Below are 16533 nucleotides of genomic sequence, written 5' to 3' on the forward strand. Positions count from 1 at the left end.
CCCGCCTGCCATGTCCCCGGTGCGGCAACTCAAGCAGCGACAGCCGCATCGGCGGCCACGGCCGGCCGCGCACCCAGGCGCATCTGCGGATGGTTGGCAAACACCTCCGACACCCATTCCACGAACACGCGCACCTTGGCCGACATGTGGCGGTTCTGCGGGTAGACGATGTGTACCGGCAGCGGGTCGCTGCGCCAGTCCGGCAGCACCTGCACCATGCGGCCTTCCTCGACATGGCGCATCAACAGGTAATCGGTCATCTGGACGATGCCCAGCCCCGCCAGCCCCGCCTGCACATAGGCATTCGAATCGTTCAGGGCGATCATTCCCGGCATCGGCACCTCGATGCGTTCGCCATCGCGGTTGAAATCCCAGTCGTACACTTTACCGGTCTTCGCCGAAAAATAGTTCACGCAGCGGTGCCGCGCCAGCTCGTTCGGATGCAGCGGCACGCCGAAGCGCGCCAGGTAAGAGGGCGCGGCGGCGGTGACGAAGTTGATGATGCCGACGCGCCGCGCGATCAGGCTGGTATCGAACAGCGCCCCGCCGCGCACCGCGCAGTCGACGCCTTCCTCGACCAGGTCGACCGGGCGGTCGGTGCTGCCCAGTTCCAGGGTAATGTCCGGGTAGCGCTCGAAAAAGGCGGGCAGGGCCGGCACCAGGATCTCGCTCGACAGGCCTGTCGGGGTGTCCACGCGCAGGCGCCCGCTGGGATTGCTGCGCATGCGCGAGAGCGATTCCTCGGCTTCGCGCACGTCCGACAGGATGCGCACGCAGCGCTCGTAATAGGCCGCGCCGTCCGAGGTCACCGTCACCTGCCGTGTCGTGCGGTGCAGCAGCTTGGCCGAGAGCGAACTTTCCAGCGCCTGCACCAGGGTCGAAACGCTGGCCTTGGGCAAATCCAGCATCTGCGCCGCCCGCGTAAAACTGCCGGTATCGACCACTTGCACGAAAACTTCCATCGCCTGCAGCTTGTTCATACGTCCCCCGCCATCAATTTCTATGCTCATTGTTCGCGATATCCGAACAATCAATTCGATAATGCCATCTTTATCAGATTGTAGATGATGTCTATAGTGTCCGTACTGGAGCAGTATTTAATTGGCAGGCAGGAGCGACACATGAAGATTCGGGACAGCATCGTGGCAACGATCGCACTGGCGACTGGGATTCTGGCGATGGCCGGGATCGTCGGCAGCGGCGCCTATGCGCAGGCAGCGGGCGCCGAGGCGCGCGGCGTGCACGCACTCTCGAGCGTCGTGGCGGAAACGCTGTGCCAGGATCCTGCGCGCGGCGCGACCCTGATGGCCGCTGCAAAGGTGGCGCCATGAACGACCGCCTGGATGCCGCGAATGCCTTGGCCGATGATGTCAGGGTGCGCGAACTCGACGTGACCGGCGAGCAGGGCCCATTAAAGGCGCGCCTGTACGCCACCAACGCGAAGGGGAAACGCGACACCCTGGTTGTGTTCTTCCCGGGCGGCGGTTTTGTTGCCGACGACCTCGAGGATTCCGACGGCTTCCTGCGTCACCTGGCCGGCGTCAGCCATACCCCGGTCGTGCTGGCGTCGAGCTACACGCTGGCCACGGTGCGCCCCTTCCCGGCTGCGGTCGAAGATGCCCACGCCGTGCTGCTGTGGGCGAAAAAGAACAAATCCAAGCTCGGCTGGAACGGCAAGCACCTGCTGGTGGCCGGCATCGAGGCGGGCGCCAATCTCGCCGCCGTCTGCGCCCTGATGTCGCGCGACCGCGGCGCGCCGAAACTGGCCGGCCAGATCCTGATCATGCCGATGCTCGATCCGGGCCTGTCGACCTGCTCGATGCGCGAAATGCCGAACTGCCCCGACCAGGAAAAACTGGCCGACGGCGCTGCCGCCGCCTATCGCGGCTACCTGCCGAACGCGGCCGACCGTACCCACCCGTACGCGTCTCCCCTGCAATCGAGCCGGCTGAAAAACCTGCCGCCGGCCCTGATCCTCTCCGCCGAGGACGATCCCTTGCGCGACGAAGCCGAAGCCTATGGCGCGAAACTCGCCGGCTTCGGTGTCCAGGCCACCGTGCGCCGCATGCTGCCGGCGCCGCAGATGGCCGATCAACGCAACGAATGCGCCTGTGCACAGTCGGCGCTCGTCGAAATCGCCGGCTTCATTGCTGAACTCGAGGGGCAGGAGGCCCCTCCCGCCTAAGTCAGCACCACCCTGATTTTCCACTACTGAACGAACGGACAACTGCACCAATTTGGTGCGGCGGGGCCCGCTTTTTCCTGTGATTCGCGACGGCGACCACGGGTGGGATGGGTGTCGCCCTCTTCTTAACATTCTCACAAGAAAAAGGAGTCAACATGAGAAAGCTGACAAACCAACTAAGCGCGGTAAAACCGCTGATCGCGGCACTGGCCATCGCCGGCCTGGCCGCCGGCACGCTCTCCGGCTGCGGGGACGCAACTGGTAAAGCCGCGCCTGCCGCGCCCGCGGCGCCACCCGTCTCCGCCGCGCTCGTGCTGGAGAAGCCGGTCGCCGAAACCCAGGAGTTTTCGGGCCGACTGGAAGCGGTCGAGCGGGTCGAGATCCGTTCCCGCGTGAGCGGTTTCATCACCGCCGTACACTTCAAGCCGGGCAGCGAAGTGAAGAAGGGCGACGTCCTGTTCGTGGTCGACCCGCGCCCTTACCAGGCTGAAGCCACGCGCGCCGAAGCGGCAGCGGCATCGGCCCGCGCCAAGGCCGACCTCGCCAAGCGCGAACTGGCGCGCGCCGAAAGCCTGATGGCCGACAAAGCCATCGCCCGGCGCGAATTCGACGAAGCGGCCGCCACCCACAAGGAACTCGAAGCGGCGGCGGCCGCCGCGCAGGCCCAGTACGAGGCGGCGCGCCTGAACCTGGCCTATACCCGCGTCGTCGCGCCGATCGACGGCCGCGTCTCGAAAGCCGAAATCACGCTCGGCAACCTGGTCGATCCGACTGCGCTATTGACCAGTGTCGTCTCGCTCGACCGCATCTACGCCAGCTTCGACGGCGACGAGGACACCTACCTGCGCGTCGGCGCCAAGGCGCGCGATGGCGCCCCGGTGGCGGTGCGGGTGGGCCTGGCCAACGAAGAGGGCTTCCCGCACGAGGGCAAGCTCGAATTCGTCGACAACCAGCTCGACGCCCGCACCGGCAGCGTGCGCATGCGTGCCGTCTTCGAGAACCGCGACGGCGTCCTGGTGCCGGGCCTGTTCGCACGGGTGCAGCTGGGCGCGGCCGATAGCCGCAAGGCCGTGCTGATCAACGAGCGCGCGGTCGGCACCGACCAGAGCCGCAAGTTCGTGTATGTGGTCGACGCCGCCGGCAAGGCCGAATACCGGCCCGTGACGCTCGGGCCCGTGGTCGATGGCCTGCGCGTCGTGCGCAGCGGCGTCAAGGCAGGCGAGAAGATCGTCGTCAACGGCCTGCAGCGCGTACGTCCCGGCGCCCCGGTATCGCCCTTGATTGTGCCGATGGAAAGCGGCGGCTCGCTGGCGCTGGCCGCCGTCGCCCCCGCCAAGGAGTAAGCCATGAACTTTTCCCGCTTCTTTGTCGACAAACCGATCTTCGCCGTCGTGCTGTCGGTGCTGGTCTTCGTTTCGGGCCTGATCGCGATCTTCCAGTTGCCGATCTCCGAATACCCGGACGTGGTGCCGCCCTCGATCGTGGTGCGCGCCCAGTACCCAGGCGCCAATCCGAAAATCATCGCCGAGACGGTGGCCGCGCCGCTGGAAGAGCAGATCAACGGCGTCGAGAACATGCTCTACATGTCCTCGCAAAACACCTCGGACGGCGCCCTGATGCTGACCGTGACCTTTGCCATCGGCACGAACGTCGAGCAGGCCGAGACGCAGGTGCAGAACCGCGTCCAGCGCGCGCTGCCGCGCCTGCCGGAAGAGGTGCGCCAGATCGGCGTCACCACGGTGAAAAGCTCGCCCAACCTGACGATGGTGGTGCACCTGAATTCCCCGGACGGCCGCTACGACGACCTCTATCTGCGCAACTACGCGACCCTGAACATCAAGGATCGCCTGGCGCGCATCGAGGGCATGGGCGAAGTGCAGCTGTTCGGCTCCGGCGACTACGCGATGCGCGTCTGGCTCGATCCGCAAAAGGTCGCCGCGCGCGGCCTGGTGGCGGGCGACATCGTCGACGCCATCCGCGAGCAGAACGTGCAGGTCGCGGCCGGCGTCATCGGCCAGGGCCCGGCCAAGGACGCCCAGTTCCAGCTGACCGTGAACACCCAGGGCCGCCTGCAATCGGTCGAGGAATTCGGTGCCATCATCGTCAAGACCGGCGAGGACGGTTCGACCACCTTGCTGAAAGACGTGGCGCGCCTGGAGATGGGCTCGAATTCGTATGCCCTGCGCTCGCTCCTGAACAACAAGTCGGCCGTCGCCATCCCCATCTTCGAGGCGCCGAACGCGAACGCCCTGCAGCTGTCGACGGACGTGCGCGCCACCATGGCCGAGCTGTCCGAAGAGTTTCCGGAAGGTGTCGAATACAGCATCGTGTACGACCCAACCCAATTCGTGCGCGAGTCGATCGACTCCGTCATCAAGACCCTGTTCGAAGCGATCGTGCTGGTGGCGCTCGTCGTGATCGTCTTCCTGCAAAGCTGGCGCGCGTCCATCATTCCGCTGCTGGCCGTGCCGGTGTCGGTGGTCGGCACCTTCGCCGTGATGCTGATGTTCGGCTTCTCGATCAATACCCTGTCGCTGTTCGGCCTGGTGCTGGCAATCGGCATCGTGGTCGACGACGCCATCGTCGTGGTCGAGAACGTCGAGCGCAACATCGCCAACGGCCTGAATCCGCACGACGCGACGATCCAGGCCATGAAGGAAGTGTCCGGCCCGATCATCGCCATCGCCCTGGTGCTGTGCGCCGTGTTCGTGCCGATCGCCTTTGTCGCCGGCCTGACGGGGCAGTTCTACCGCCAGTTCGCGCTGACGATCGCCATCTCCACCGTGATCTCGGCCTTTGCCTCGCTGACGCTGGCGCCGGCCTTGTCGGCCGCGCTGCTCAAGTCGCACGACGCACCGAAAGACCGCGTCACGCGCGCCATCGACACCGTGTTCGGCCGTTTCTTCGCCGCCTTCAACCGCTTCTTCGGACGCGCCTCGCACCGTTACGAAGGCGGTGTGCAGACCGTCCTGCGCCGCAAGACCATCTCGCTGGCCGTGTATGCGGTGCTCGGTGTCGCCGCGCTGTTCATGTTCAAGGCGGTGCCGCCCGGCTTCGTGCCGCAGCAGGACAAGGCCTACCTGATCGGCTTTGCCCAGCTGCCCGACGCCGCCTCGCTCGACCGCACCGACGCCGTGATCCGGCGCATGTCGGCCATCGCCAAGGAGATTCCGGGCGTCGAATCCTCGATCGCCTTCCCGGGCCTGTCGATCAACGGCTTTACCAATGCGCCGAACGCCGGCATCGTATTCACGGGCCTGAAACCGTTCAGCGAACGGCGCGGCAAGGAGCAGTCCGCGGAGGCCATCGCCGCCGAGATCAACAAGCGCATGGGCGCGATCGAGGACGCCTTCGTGATGGTGCTGCCGCCGCCGCCGGTGAACGGCCTCGGCACTACGGGCGGTTTCAAGATGATGCTGGAAGACCGCGGCAACCTCGGCTACGACGCGCTGTACAAGGCGTCGCAGGCGATGCAGGCCAAGGCCTGGGCCGACCCGCGCCTGGCGGGGGTGTTCTCGAGCTACCAGATCAACGTGCCGCAGCTGTTCGCCGACGTCGACCGTGTAAAGGCCAAGCAGCTCGGCGTGCCGCTGCAGACGATCTACCAGACCCTGCAGGTGAATCTCGGCTCGCTCTACGTGAACGATTTCAATCAATTCGGCAGGACGTACCAGGTGCGGGTGCAGGCGGACGCCCAGTTCCGCTCGCAGCCGGAGCAGATCGCCCAGCTGAAGGTACGCAATGTGAAAGGCGAGATGATCCCGCTGTCCTCGCTGATGCAGGTGAAGGACAGCTATGGCCCGGATCGCGTGCAGCGCTACAACGCCTATGTCACGGCCGACATGAACGGCGGCCCGGCGGCTGGCGTGTCGTCCGGCCAGGCGCAAGCCATCTTCGAGCAGATCGCAAAAGAGACGCTGCCGAAAGGGATCGCCTACGAATGGACGGATCTGACCTACCAGGACATCCTGTCGGGGAACACCATGGTCTTCGTCTTCCCGCTGTGCGTGCTGCTGGTGTTCCTGGTGCTGGCTGCCCAGTACGAAAGCTGGACGCTGCCGCTGGCCGTGATCCTGATCGTGCCGATGTCGATCCTGTGCGCGCTGCTGGGCGTAAAGCTCACCGGCGGCGACAACAACATCTTCACGCAGATCGCGCTGTTCGTGCTGGTGGGCCTGGCCTCGAAGAACGCGATCCTGATCGTGGAATTCGCCCGCGAACTCGAACACCATGGCCGCAGCGTGGTCGATGCGGCATTGGAGGCGAGCCGCCTGCGCCTGCGTCCGATCCTGATGACTTCGATCGCCTTCATCATGGGCGTGGTGCCGCTCGTGTTCAGCAGCGGCGCCGGCGCCGAGATGCGCCACGCGATGGGCGTCGCCGTCTTTGCCGGCATGCTGGGCGTGACCTTCTTCGGCCTGTTCCTGACGCCCCTGTTCTACGTCCTGCTGCGCACCTTTGCCAAACGTTTCGAGAAAAAGCCTGTCGCCCCGGTCGTGGTGGCAGTGGAAGGAGTCGCACAATGAAATCGATGATTGCACGCGAGGTTACCCCACTTCTTGCGCCGCTCATGGCGGCACTGCTGCTGAGTGCCTGCGCGGCGCCCGCCTTTAAACAGCCGACCCTCGATACGCCGGCGGCGTTCAAGGAGGCAAATCAGATCCAGACCGCCCCCGACGGCAGCCGCTGGGCCAAAGCACGCCACGCCGAGCAGCAGCCGCGCGGGCAGTGGTGGCTGGCCTTCCAGGATCCGCGTTTGACGGAACTGGTCGACGAAGCGACCCGCAACAACGCCAGCCTGGCCGTCGCCGCGGCGCGCGTGAAGCAGGCAAGGGCGATCGCCGGCATCGCGCAGGCCGACCGTATGCCGCAAGTGGGCGTCGGCGTGCAGGCCCGGCGCGCCCGTCCGGCCCCGCTCGACCTCAACCTGCCGCAGGGCAGCCTGGTCGCGCCGCAGAACAGTTACAGCGCCAGCCTGAGCGCCAGCTACGAGCTCGACCTGTTTGGCCGCGTGAGTTCGGGTGTCGAGGCGGCGCGCCAGGATGCCGGCGCCGTCGAAGCGAGCTATCGCTCGGTGCTCTTGTCCTTGCAGGCCGACGTGGCCCAGACCTGGTTCCGCCTGCGTGCGCTGGACGCCGAGCTGGCGACGGTGGATGCCGCCGTGAGCCTGCGCGAGGAAAGCGTACGCGTCAACCAGCGCAGGTTCGACCTGGGCGACATCGGCGAATTCGACCTGACCCGCGCGAAGACGGAACTGTCGGCCACGCGCGCTGAGGCGATCGGCCTGCAGCGCCAGCGCACGAATGCCGAACACGCGCTTGCCGTGCTGCTCGGCCGTCCGGCCGCGCGCTTCGCGGCGAGTACCAATCCCTTGCCGGAAGACGTGGCGCTGCCGGAGATTCCGGCCGGGCTGCCCTCAAGCCTGCTCGAACGCCGGCCCGACATCGCCGCCGCCCAGCGCGCGATGGAAGCGGCGAACGCCCGCATCGGCGTGGCGCGATCGGCCATGTTCCCGGCGCTGACCATCAATGCGGCCGGCGGCGGCGTCGGCGGCACGATGGCCGAGGTGTTCAACTGGAGCAGCCGCTCCTGGGTGCTGGGCGCGCTGCTCTCGCTGCCCATCATCGACGGTGGCCGCAACAAGGCGAACGTGACGCGCAGCGAAGCGGTGCTGGAAGAATCGGTCGCGGCTTACCGCGAGCGGGTGCTGGCTGCCTTCGCCGAAGTCGAGGACAACCTCGCCGGCGTGCGCATCCTGGCCGAGCAGGGCGTGGAGATCGACGATGCCGTGCGCTCGGCGCGCCGCTCGGCGGAACTGGCCCGCAAGCTCTACGATGCCGGCCGCTCGAGCTACCTCGACCTGCTCGACGCCCAGCGCAATCTGGCTGCCGTGGAGCGCAGCGCGGTGCAGCTGCGCGGCAACCAGGCGCTGACAACGATTGCCCTGATCCGCGCCCTGGGCGGCGGCTGGGATGCGTCGGCAGAAGAGGGGGCAAGCGTGGCGGCGCGCTAGGCGGCGCGGCGTCGTCCGTGCGGCAGGGCTACAATCGCCGCATGACGACTTCCGCCGCTTCCCTTGATTCTCACGCTTCGCCTGAGTCGGCGCTGCTGACCGGCCTGGCGCCGGTGCTCGCGCCGGATACCCGCATCCTCATCCTCGGCAGTTTTCCGGGCGCGCAGTCGCTGGCTGCCGCCCAGTACTATGCCCATCCGCGTAACCAGTTCTGGCGCCTGGTCTCAGCCCTGGTGGACGAGGATCTAGCGGCGCTGCCCTACGCCCAGCGCCTGCCACGCCTGCTCGCGCACCGCATCGGCCTGTGGGACGTGCTCGGCGCCTGCGAGCGCGAAGGCAGCCTCGACTCAAGCATTCGCAAACCGGCCGCCAACGATTTCGCGCGCCTTCACGTGCTGTGTCCGGAACTGCGGACAGTCGGCTTCAACGGCCAGGCCTCGGGCAAGTTCGCACCGCAGTTCGCCGAGGCCGGCTACCGGACGGTGGTGCTGCCGTCGAGTTCACCGGCGCATATGGCGATGACGTTCGAACAGAAGCTGCAGGTGTGGCGTCAGCTCGTGGAGGAGGCTTCGCCGCAGCAGGCCTTGCCGATGCAACGTTCGCTGCTCTGACCAGCGCTGTTGCTGCATGCGGACATTCCTGGACTGATCCATACGCGCTTGTTCGATCCGTGTTACACTGGTTTCAGTCGTGAGGGTCATGAGGCCTCCACGACATCCTGTACGAGCCCGCAACGCGATGTGTGTAACGTCGCCAGCGACCAGCCGAACGGGATTGTCATTCGAGATACGTTGATCGACTTACACCGATGGAGGCACCACGCAGATAGCATGGGCGTCCAGGGCTCCGCACCTTGCAGATAGCACCGGCGGAGCAGCGATACAAGCATTGGCAATACATTGAAACGAAGCCCGCAGCAAGCGGGCTTTTTTTTCTCTCACCGCGCAGGTCGGCGTCCGGCTGCAGTCCCGGATCGAAGCCGCCGCCATCCACTGTCCGCCAGATCGCGGCCCATCCACTTTCAACACCGATCCAGTCTCCTGCGGGCGCTGGCATCGAGCAGCAGCATTCGTCGCGGCGCGTCATCTTGCGCCAGCTCGCAGCATCACCTTTATAAGGAAGAACAACATGGCAAAAGAAGAACTCATCGAAATGAACGGCCTCGTCACCGAAGTGCTGCCGGAGCTGCGCTTCCGCGTCGAAATGGACAACGGCCACAAGCTCGTTGCCTACACCTCGGGCCGGATGAAGAAGAACCACATCCGCATCCTGGCGGGCGACAAGGTGACGCTGGAACTGTCGCCGTACGACCTGAACAAGGGCCGTATCGTATTCCGTCACATCGAAACCCGCGGCGCCCCGGCGCCACGTCAGGGCGGCTTCCAGCGCCGCCGTTAAACCTTCGCTTCCCTTGCCGCGGTGTGCGCCTGACGCCACTGCGGCAGTCGTATCGCAACGCGGCCTGTCGGCCGCGTTCGCATTTCTCCCTTCAATACGCCCGCGTTTCCGCCGCCACGCCGCGCAGGTGCGCCAGCTTGGCCGCATAGCGCTCGCGCATGTCGAGCCGCACGCTCGTGTCGCGGGCCAGCGCCAGCTGCTTTTGCGCCGTCTTCATGTCTCCCAGCTGCAGGTTGGCCACGCCGAGCCAGAAGTGGAATTCGTCGTTGTAGGGCGCGCGCGCCACTTCGCGCGCGAACTGGGTGCGCGCCAGGGCGAAGTTGCCGGCCTGGTAGGCTTCCATGCCCTGCTTGAAGTAGTGGTAGGGCGGCGCCGGATACAGGCGCGCCACGCGCTGCAGCAGCGCTTGCGCTTCCTCCGGTTTGCCGTTGGCGGCCAGCAGCGGCGCCAGGTTCTGCATCACCACCAGGCTGTCGGGCTCGTGCTCGAGCGCGGCGCGGTAGGCCTGCTCGGCCAGCAGCGGCTGGCCGCTGCGCTGGTAGACCACGGCCAGGGTGTTGAGCGCGGCCCCGAAATAGGGTTTTTTCAGGAGCGCACCGCGCGCCCACCAGTAGGCTTCGGCATGGCGGCCCTGCGCCAGTTCCTCGGCCGCGCGGTTGTTCATGTAGCGGGCGACGATGCCGGTTTCGTCGAGGACGCGCACGCGCGTGCTGGCGTTGGGCGGCAGCCGCACGAAGTCGACGGTGAGCATCTCGGCCATGTCCTCGGGCCCGCGCGGCCCGCCCGGGGCCAGGCTCAGGTTGACGTGCTTGCTGACGAAGTAGAGCGCGCGGTCGCGCGTCCAGGTGTCCTCGACCTGCACGTCCTGGTAGCGCACGTTCATGCCCAGTTCGCGCGCGAAGGCGGCGGTCATGATCACCAGCGACAGGCAGTTGCCCTTGCGCGCGGCATAGGTCTCGGCGGCGGTGCCGGTGTAGGCGGCATCGTAGTCGAGCGCCAGTTCGCGCCGGTCGTAGAGAGCGCGCACCAGGCCCGAGGCCTGGCCGTGCTCGCGCAGGAAGGTACGGAACGAGGGGCTGTCGAGATGGCTGCGCATCTCGGGGCTGAGCGCGAACAGCTTGTCGGTGCTGATGGGCGTCGCGGGCGGCGCGAACGCGGCGTCGTTGAGGAGGGCGGCGACGCGGCTGGTGGCGCCGGGATCGGGGCCGACGTGGGCGCAGCCGGCCAGCAGTACCAGCAGCGACAGAATCCAGGTTCTCATCATGCCTCCCCATGCAGATGGCGACGTTTCAGTATCGTCCTGCCGGGGTGGCCTGTCAAAGAATAATGCCTGTGATGCGGTGCTTGTGCTGATTAGCTGTACTTAATGATCGTCGTGCAGCGCTTCTTCGAGTTCGTCCAGCAGCTCGGCCGTCTCGTCCTCGTCGAGCGACAGGTAGGCGCGGGCGCGCTCCCCACCTTTGTCCCATTCGGGCGAGCCGGCGTGGCCCTGGTAGCGGCGGATCGCGCGCTCGGCCAGCAGGGACAGCGCGACCAGCGAGCGCACCACATCGTCGGTGTGCTCGTCTTCCAGCACCGCGTAGTCGTGGTGGTGCAGGATGGCCCAGGCCACCTCGCTGGACAGACCCCAGTTCTTCGCCAGCAGGGTGCCGACGGCGGCGTGGTTGGTGCTGTGGCGCTCGTCCTCGAGTGCCGTGAAGGAGCGCTCCTGCTCGGCGCCGGCGTCGAGGAAGGTCGACTCGTAATCGGGGAAGCGTTTTACCAGAAGCGGCATGCCGGTATCGCAGAACAGGCCGAAGGTATGGGCGATGTCGGGCGCGCCGATGCGCAAGCGGCGGGACAGGAACACCATCGCATGCGAGCGCTTGGTCGAGACGTCCCAGAAATTGGCCAGGGCCGCGCTCTCGACGGGGATCGCCTGGCGCGCCAGCAGGCCTGTCATCAGCGCCGCCACCTGGTTGATTCCCAAGAACAGGATCGCCTGCTCGATCGACTTGGCGCGGCGGCCGCCGAACAGCGAGGAGTTGGCCAGTTTCAGCAGGGCGCCGGCCATGCCGACGTCGCGCGCGACGATGCGGCCGATGCGTTCCGGCGACGGATCGCTGGACGCCAGCTCGGCCTGCAGATCGGCCAGCAGGCTGGGACGGGGCGGGATGCGGATCGATTTGATCAGCTCGTCGACCGCGTCGACGCTGCCGGCGGCCGCAGGCGCGGCGGGACGCGGCGATACACGCGGTGCGGCGCGCGATGGCATTGCTTTAGCGGCAACAGTACTCATGGAAGAAGGGTGCTTATAGGAAATAAAAGCGAAGACCGCCATGATAAACGATGCTGCGTTTCCTTGCAGCAACATGATGCATTGAAGCTGTCTTATGTGGCAAAACGGACAGATCGGTGTTGTGCGAAGACCTACAATTGCGTCATGAATGCAGCAAACAAGCCAGCACCTATGCCAGCACATCTTGCAGGAATCGACTTTTACGCGTCGAGCGAGGTCGTGGCGCGCCAGCTGATCGGGGTGGTGGTGCTGGTCGACGGCGTCGGCGGGCGCATCGTCGAAACCGAAGCCTACGACCGTGAGGATCCCGCCTCGCATGCCTTTTCCGGCCCCACCGAACGCAATGCGGCGATGTTCGGGCCGCCCGCGCACTGCTATGTCTATCGCTCCTACGGCATCCACTGGTGTCTGAATTTCGTCTGCCGCGAGGAAGGGCATGGCGCCGGGGTGCTGATCCGCGCGATCGAACCGCTTGCCGGCCTCGACCTCATGCGCCAGCGCCGCGATGCCGAGGACATCGCGGCGCTGTGTTCCGGTCCGGGGAAACTGTGTCAGGCGCTGGAGGTGACGCGCGCCTTCAACGGCAGATCGCTGGCGCAGCCGCCGTTCCAGCTGGAGGCCGCGCCCGCTGGCATCGAGATCGTCAGCGGCCCGCGCATCGGCATCTCCAAGGCGATGGACGTGCCCTGGCGCTTCGGCCTGGCGGGCTCGCGCTTCGTCAGCCGTCCGTTCCGCTGATCCGCTCGGCCCTGGTGCGGGTCTTGGCAGCGGTGTTCGGCAGCGCCGGCGGCGTGCCGCGCATCGGGCTGCCGGCTGCGCGCCGCTCGCCCGGCTCCTGAAACTCGTCTGGCTCATCTCCCTCGCCGGCCGCGGCCAGCGGTTCGATCCCGTCGATCTGGAACACGGAGACCGCGCGCGCCAGGTTCACCGTCTGCTCGTGCAGGCTTTCGGCCGCCGCCGCCGCTTCCTCGACCAGGGCCGCGTTCTGCTGGGTCATGTCGTCCATCTGCCCGACCGCGCGATTGACCTCGGCGATGCCGTCGGCCTGCTCGGTACTGGCGATGCTGATACGCTCGATGATGTCGTTCACCTGCGCCACCGAGGCGACGATGTGCCCCATGCTGCTGCCTGCCTCGTTGACCGAGGCCGCGCCGCCGTCGATGATCGAGACCGAGTCGGCGATCAGCGCCTTGATTTCCTTGGCCGCCGCCGCCGAGCGCTGCGCCAGCGTGCGCACCTCGGAGGCCACCACTGCGAAGCCGCGCCCTTGTTCTCCGGCGCGCGCCGCTTCGACTGCCGCGTTCAGCGCCAGGATATTCGTCTGGAACGAAATGCCGTCGATGACGCCGATGATCTCGACGATCTTGCGCGAGCTGGCGCGGATCGATTCCATCGTCGTCACGGCGCGGTCGACGGCCTGACCGCCGTGGGCCGCCAGACGCGCTGCTTCGGCCGCGAGATCGGTGGCCAGGCGCGCGTTATTCGCGTTGTCCTTCACCGCCACCGTCAGCGTCTCCATGGCGCTGGCGGTCTGCTCGAGCGAGCCGGCCTGCATTTCGGTGCGGGTCGACAGATCGAGGTTGCCGGTGGCGATTTCCTTCGAAGCCGTGTCGATCGAGCGCACCGAAGTCAAGATCGCGTGCAGCGTCGTGTTCAGGGTGCCGATCGTGTGGTCGAGGGCGCGCGAGGTGTCCGCGATTTCGTCGCGGCCGGTGCTGCCGGTGGCGCTGGCCAGGCGTCCTTCGGCCAGTTCGCCCACCACGTTCGAAATCGCGCGGATGTCAAGCAGCATCGCCCGCCGCACCAGCATCGTCACCGTCAGCGACAAGGCGATCGACAGCAGCACCAGCACCGCCATCGTCACGCCCAGCGTGCGGAATTCGGCGCCGGCGGCCGCATAGGCTTCTTCGCTCAGCTGCGTTTCCAGCGCCGCCAGCTGGGCCAGCTGGGTGTTCAGTACGCCGAAATCCTTTTCCGCCTTCTGCATCGAATTGGTGGCGATCGACTGGTCGACCTGGGCTATCTCGATGGTTTCCAGCACCGCCTTGCGGTAGGCGGCCAGCGCCGTGCCGGAGGCGTCGATCAGCTTGCGTTCGGCCGGGTTGGCGACTTTCGCCATGGCGGCGAGACGGGTGCCGATCGACGCGTGCTTGTTGCCGATGTCCTCCACCAGGGCGTCGAGCCGATCCTTCGCGAAGCTGCCGCTGATCCAGGCCAGCAGCTGGTAGATGTTCGCGTGCGCGTACTTGGCGTCACCGGCGACGTCGGCCGTGTCCTGCAGGCGCGCCGCGCGTACCTGCACCATGTTCTCCAATGAGGCATGCTGGCGCACCATGCCGTAATAGGCGCCGCCGGAAAGCAGCGTCAGCAGCACCAGCACCAGTCCCGGCGCCAAGAGCAGCTTCGGGCCAATCCGTAGTTTTTTCAGCATGCTTTTCTCCGTACAAATAAAGAGGGCGGCCGAAGCCGCCCTGTACCGTTGCTCGCTTATTTCTTGTAGATGCCGGCTTCCAGCACCACGTCGTCGACCTTCATCACATAGGTCGTCTTCGGCTCGATCTTGCCGGTGGTCGGATTCTTGTACATGTAGTCGACCCAACCCTTGCCTTTGGCGGCGGCCAGGTCGATGATCGCGCGGCGGTATTTCTTGCCGTTGGCGTCAGGCACGTCGGTCAGATCCTTGCCGACGATCGAAGGATTGTGCGGATGCGCCAGCATCACGCCCGATTTGATGTCGCGCATGCCGACATACAGTTCGCCCTGGACGAATTCCGGATCCTTGGCGCTGATGCGCTTCATCATTTCATCCTTGCCCTTGGATTTCATCAGGGCCGCGCCGCGTTCGGTCATCGCGATCGCATCCTTTTCGGTCGGTTCATTGGCCAATGCACCGGAGCAGGCGAGTCCGAGGCACAGGGCGGTGGCAGTGGCGAGCAGCTTCATAGGAACAATCCTTTCGATAAGACGTGCATGGGTAAAACTTTCCTAAGTGCATTGGGAAATGTACGCCCCAGTTCCTACGGTTAATTTGCGCTCGCACAAGCAGTTCCGTCGGGTGCAGACAAAGCACCACATGTCTCCAGGCAAACTAATTATTCTTAAGAGCAAGTTCTATTGATTTCCGTTGATTGTGTGCAACTCATACGGACTTCATGCCTCATAAGATGAATTCCCGTCGGCAATTTCTTACTCAAGAATTCGTCCGCCGTTCCCTCATCTTTCCTTTCCAGGAGCATGACGTGACCTCCACCGATTCGACCCCCGCCAAGTTCAAGCCCTATACACGCCAGACCATCGCGCTCGCGCGCCAGTGGAAATGGATGAGCCCGGAGTTGCAGGAAGCAACCCAGGTCGTTTCGCATGTGCTGCCCTTTCGCGTCAACGAATACGTTCTCGACCACCTGATCGACTGGGACAAGATTCCCGACGATCCGATCTTCCGCCTGACCTTCCCGCACCGCGACATGCTGCCGGCGCGCGAATACGAGCAGTTGCGCGACCTGGTGCTGCACAAGAAGGACGATGCCGCCACCGCCAAGCTGGTGCACCAGATCCGCATGCGCATGAACCCGCACCCGGCCGGCCAGATGACCCATAACGTCCCGCGCGTGAACGACACGCCGCTGCACGGCCTGCAGCACAAGTACAAGGAGACCGTGCTGTTCTTCCCCAGCGCCGGCCAGACCTGCCACGCCTACTGCACCTTCTGCTTCCGCTGGCCGCAGTTCGTCGGCATGGACGACATGAAGTTCAATGCGAAGGAGTGTTCCGAACTGGTGTCCTACCTGGCCATGCATCCGGACGTGACCGACGTCCTGCTCACCGGCGGCGACCCGATGATCATGAATACGCGCTCGCTCACGGAGTTTTTGGAACCATTATTGGCGCCGGAGCTGGCGCACATCCAGAACATCCGCATCGGCACCAAGTCGGTCGCCTACTGGCCGCAGCGCTTCGTCTCCGACAAGGACTCGGACGACCTGATGCGCCTGTTCGAACGCGTGGTCAAGGCCGGCAAGAACCTGGCGATCATGGGCCACTACAACCATGCGGTGGAGCTGCGCGCGTCCGTAGCGCAGGCGGCCGTGAAGCGCATCGTCGGCACCGGCGCCACGCTGCGCATGCAGGGCCCACTGATCCGCCACATCAACGAAGACCCGAAGAGCTGGGCCGAGCTGTGGACGACGGGCGTGCGCCTGGGGGCGATCCCGTATTACATGTTCGTCGAGCGCGACACCGGCCCGAGCGATTACTTCGCGCTGCCGTTGGCCAAAGCCCACGAGATCTTCCAGCAAGCCTATTCGATGGTCTCGGGCCTGTCGCGCACCGTGCGCGGCCCGTCGATGAGCGCCTTCCCGGGCAAGGTCGTGATCGACGGCGTGGTCACCATCAATGGTGAAAAGCTGTTCGCGCTGCAGTTCCTGCAGGCGCGGAATCCGGACTGGGTGCGTAAACCCTTCTTCGCCAAGTACGACTCCGAGGCCACCTGGCTCGACCACCTGAAGCCCGCCTTTGGCCGCAAGAAGTTCTTCTTTGAGGAGGAAGCAGGGGACGCCGGCCTGTACGTGCCGGGCGGACGCGTGATCCCGATCGCGCAGGCGCCGCAGCACGACCGCCGCGCCAGCGACAGCCAGCCCAGCGCGGCCTGATCCGGATCCG

At 65.7% G+C, this 16533-nt stretch carries 14 protein-coding genes; 9 read left to right on the plus strand and 5 right to left on the minus strand.

The features are described 5' to 3' along the window. Positions 1–29: 29 nt before the first annotated feature. Positions 30–980, minus strand: a complete 951-nt coding sequence (locus tag ASF77_RS19870; protein WP_056343402.1) for a LysR family transcriptional regulator — start codon at positions 978–980, stop codon at positions 30–32. Positions 981–1121: 141 nt separating this feature from the next. Here ASF77_RS19870 and ASF77_RS19875 point away from each other — a divergent pair, with 141 nt between their 5' ends. The 7 genes from ASF77_RS19875 to infA all read left to right on the plus strand — a co-directional run bounded on the left by ASF77_RS19875 (position 1122) and on the right by infA (position 9596). Beyond that, positions 1122–1331 carry a hypothetical protein gene (locus ASF77_RS19875; protein WP_056343405.1) on the plus strand — a complete coding sequence of 70 codons (210 nt, stop codon included), beginning with the start codon at positions 1122–1124 and terminating at the stop codon, positions 1329–1331. Continuing rightward, positions 1328–2185 carry an alpha/beta hydrolase gene (locus tag ASF77_RS19880; protein WP_056343408.1) on the plus strand — a complete coding sequence of 286 codons (858 nt, stop codon included), beginning with the start codon at positions 1328–1330 and terminating at the stop codon, positions 2183–2185. The genes ASF77_RS19875 and ASF77_RS19880 overlap by 4 nt, the downstream gene beginning before the upstream one ends. 155 nt (positions 2186–2340) lie before the next feature. Then, positions 2341–3528: an efflux RND transporter periplasmic adaptor subunit gene (locus ASF77_RS19885; RefSeq protein ID WP_056343411.1), complete on the plus strand. Its 1188-nt coding sequence runs from the start codon at positions 2341–2343 to the stop codon at positions 3526–3528. A 3-nt stretch (positions 3529–3531) separates the two neighbouring features. Further along, complete coding sequence (locus ASF77_RS19890; protein WP_056343415.1) at positions 3532–6711, plus strand: efflux RND transporter permease subunit; 3180 nt, start codon at positions 3532–3534, stop codon at positions 6709–6711. Beyond that, the gene (locus tag ASF77_RS19895) at positions 6708–8198 is read left to right on the plus strand and encodes an efflux transporter outer membrane subunit (RefSeq protein ID WP_056343419.1); all 1491 of its coding nucleotides are present in this window, start codon (positions 6708–6710) and stop codon (positions 8196–8198) included. Before ASF77_RS19890 ends, ASF77_RS19895 begins: the two co-directional genes overlap by 4 nt. Positions 8199–8239: 41 nt before the next feature. Then, the gene (locus ASF77_RS19900) at positions 8240–8809 is read left to right on the plus strand and encodes a DNA-deoxyinosine glycosylase (RefSeq protein WP_056343422.1); all 570 of its coding nucleotides are present in this window, start codon (positions 8240–8242) and stop codon (positions 8807–8809) included. A 517-nt stretch (positions 8810–9326) separates the two neighbouring features. Then, positions 9327–9596: a translation initiation factor IF-1 gene (gene infA / locus ASF77_RS19905; protein ID WP_056343425.1), complete on the plus strand. Its 270-nt coding sequence runs from the start codon at positions 9327–9329 to the stop codon at positions 9594–9596. 91 nt (positions 9597–9687) lie between these two features. Here infA and ASF77_RS19910 read toward each other — a convergent pair whose 3' ends face one another. Together ASF77_RS19910 and ASF77_RS19915 are read right to left on the minus strand one after the other, a co-directional pair. Next, positions 9688–10857 (minus strand): tetratricopeptide repeat protein, encoded by a 1170-nt coding sequence (locus ASF77_RS19910; RefSeq protein WP_229445508.1) that lies wholly within the window; start codon positions 10855–10857, stop codon positions 9688–9690. 102 nt (positions 10858–10959) lie between these two features. Next, entirely contained in the window at positions 10960–11850 is an 891-nt protein-coding gene (locus ASF77_RS19915; RefSeq protein WP_229445509.1) for an HDOD domain-containing protein, read from the minus strand. A gap of 195 nt (positions 11851–12045) precedes the next feature. Between ASF77_RS19915 and ASF77_RS19920 the strand changes: the two genes are divergently transcribed. Beyond that, entirely contained in the window at positions 12046–12612 is a 567-nt protein-coding gene (locus ASF77_RS19920) for a DNA-3-methyladenine glycosylase (protein ID WP_156648952.1), read from the plus strand. On the opposite strand, the gene ASF77_RS19925 is transcribed toward ASF77_RS19920, so the two are convergent. Together ASF77_RS19925 and ASF77_RS19930 are read right to left on the minus strand one after the other, a co-directional pair. Then, positions 12593–14305, minus strand: a complete 1713-nt coding sequence (locus ASF77_RS19925) for a methyl-accepting chemotaxis protein (protein WP_056343434.1) — start codon at positions 14303–14305, stop codon at positions 12593–12595. The two genes, ASF77_RS19920 and ASF77_RS19925, sit on opposite strands and share 20 nt — an antisense overlap. 56 nt (positions 14306–14361) lie before the next feature. Beyond that, positions 14362–14817, minus strand: a complete 456-nt coding sequence (locus ASF77_RS19930; protein WP_056343437.1) for a cache domain-containing protein — start codon at positions 14815–14817, stop codon at positions 14362–14364. Positions 14818–15113: 296 nt separating this feature from the next. Here ASF77_RS19930 and ASF77_RS19935 point away from each other — a divergent pair, with 296 nt between their 5' ends. Then, positions 15114–16523 carry a KamA family radical SAM protein gene (locus tag ASF77_RS19935; protein ID WP_056343441.1) on the plus strand — a complete coding sequence of 470 codons (1410 nt, stop codon included), beginning with the start codon at positions 15114–15116 and terminating at the stop codon, positions 16521–16523. The last annotated feature ends 10 nt before the right edge of the window (positions 16524–16533 follow it).

Origin of the sequence: Massilia sp. Leaf139 (assembly GCF_001424165.1) — a bacterium.
Taxonomy (GTDB): domain Bacteria; phylum Pseudomonadota; class Gammaproteobacteria; order Burkholderiales; family Burkholderiaceae_D; genus Telluria.

Bases quoted from the DNA above. Each gene is read 5' to 3' on its own strand.
- ASF77_RS19895 (WP_056343419.1), top strand. From the start codon at position 6,708: ATGAAATCGATGATTGCACGCGAGGTTACCCCACTTCTTGCGCCGCTC.
- ASF77_RS19925 (WP_056343434.1), bottom strand. From the start codon at position 14,305: ATGCTGAAAAAACTACGGATTGGCCCGAAGCTGCTCTTGGCGCCGGGA.
- infA (WP_056343425.1), top strand. From the start codon at position 9,327: ATGGCAAAAGAAGAACTCATCGAAATGAACGGCCTCGTCACCGAAGTG.
- ASF77_RS19930 (WP_056343437.1), bottom strand. From the start codon at position 14,817: ATGAAGCTGCTCGCCACTGCCACCGCCCTGTGCCTCGGACTCGCCTGC.
- ASF77_RS19885 (WP_056343411.1), top strand. From the start codon at position 2,341: ATGAGAAAGCTGACAAACCAACTAAGCGCGGTAAAACCGCTGATCGCG.
- ASF77_RS19910 (WP_229445508.1), bottom strand. From the start codon at position 10,857: ATGAGAACCTGGATTCTGTCGCTGCTGGTACTGCTGGCCGGCTGCGCC.
- ASF77_RS19875 (WP_056343405.1), top strand. From the start codon at position 1,122: ATGAAGATTCGGGACAGCATCGTGGCAACGATCGCACTGGCGACTGGG.
- ASF77_RS19890 (WP_056343415.1), top strand. From the start codon at position 3,532: ATGAACTTTTCCCGCTTCTTTGTCGACAAACCGATCTTCGCCGTCGTG.
- ASF77_RS19880 (WP_056343408.1), top strand. From the start codon at position 1,328: ATGAACGACCGCCTGGATGCCGCGAATGCCTTGGCCGATGATGTCAGG.
- ASF77_RS19900 (WP_056343422.1), top strand. From the start codon at position 8,240: ATGACGACTTCCGCCGCTTCCCTTGATTCTCACGCTTCGCCTGAGTCG.
- ASF77_RS19915 (WP_229445509.1), bottom strand. From the start codon at position 11,850: ATGCCATCGCGCGCCGCACCGCGTGTATCGCCGCGTCCCGCCGCGCCT.
- ASF77_RS19870 (WP_056343402.1), bottom strand. From the start codon at position 980: ATGAACAAGCTGCAGGCGATGGAAGTTTTCGTGCAAGTGGTCGATACC.
- ASF77_RS19920 (WP_156648952.1), top strand. From the start codon at position 12,046: ATGCCAGCACATCTTGCAGGAATCGACTTTTACGCGTCGAGCGAGGTC.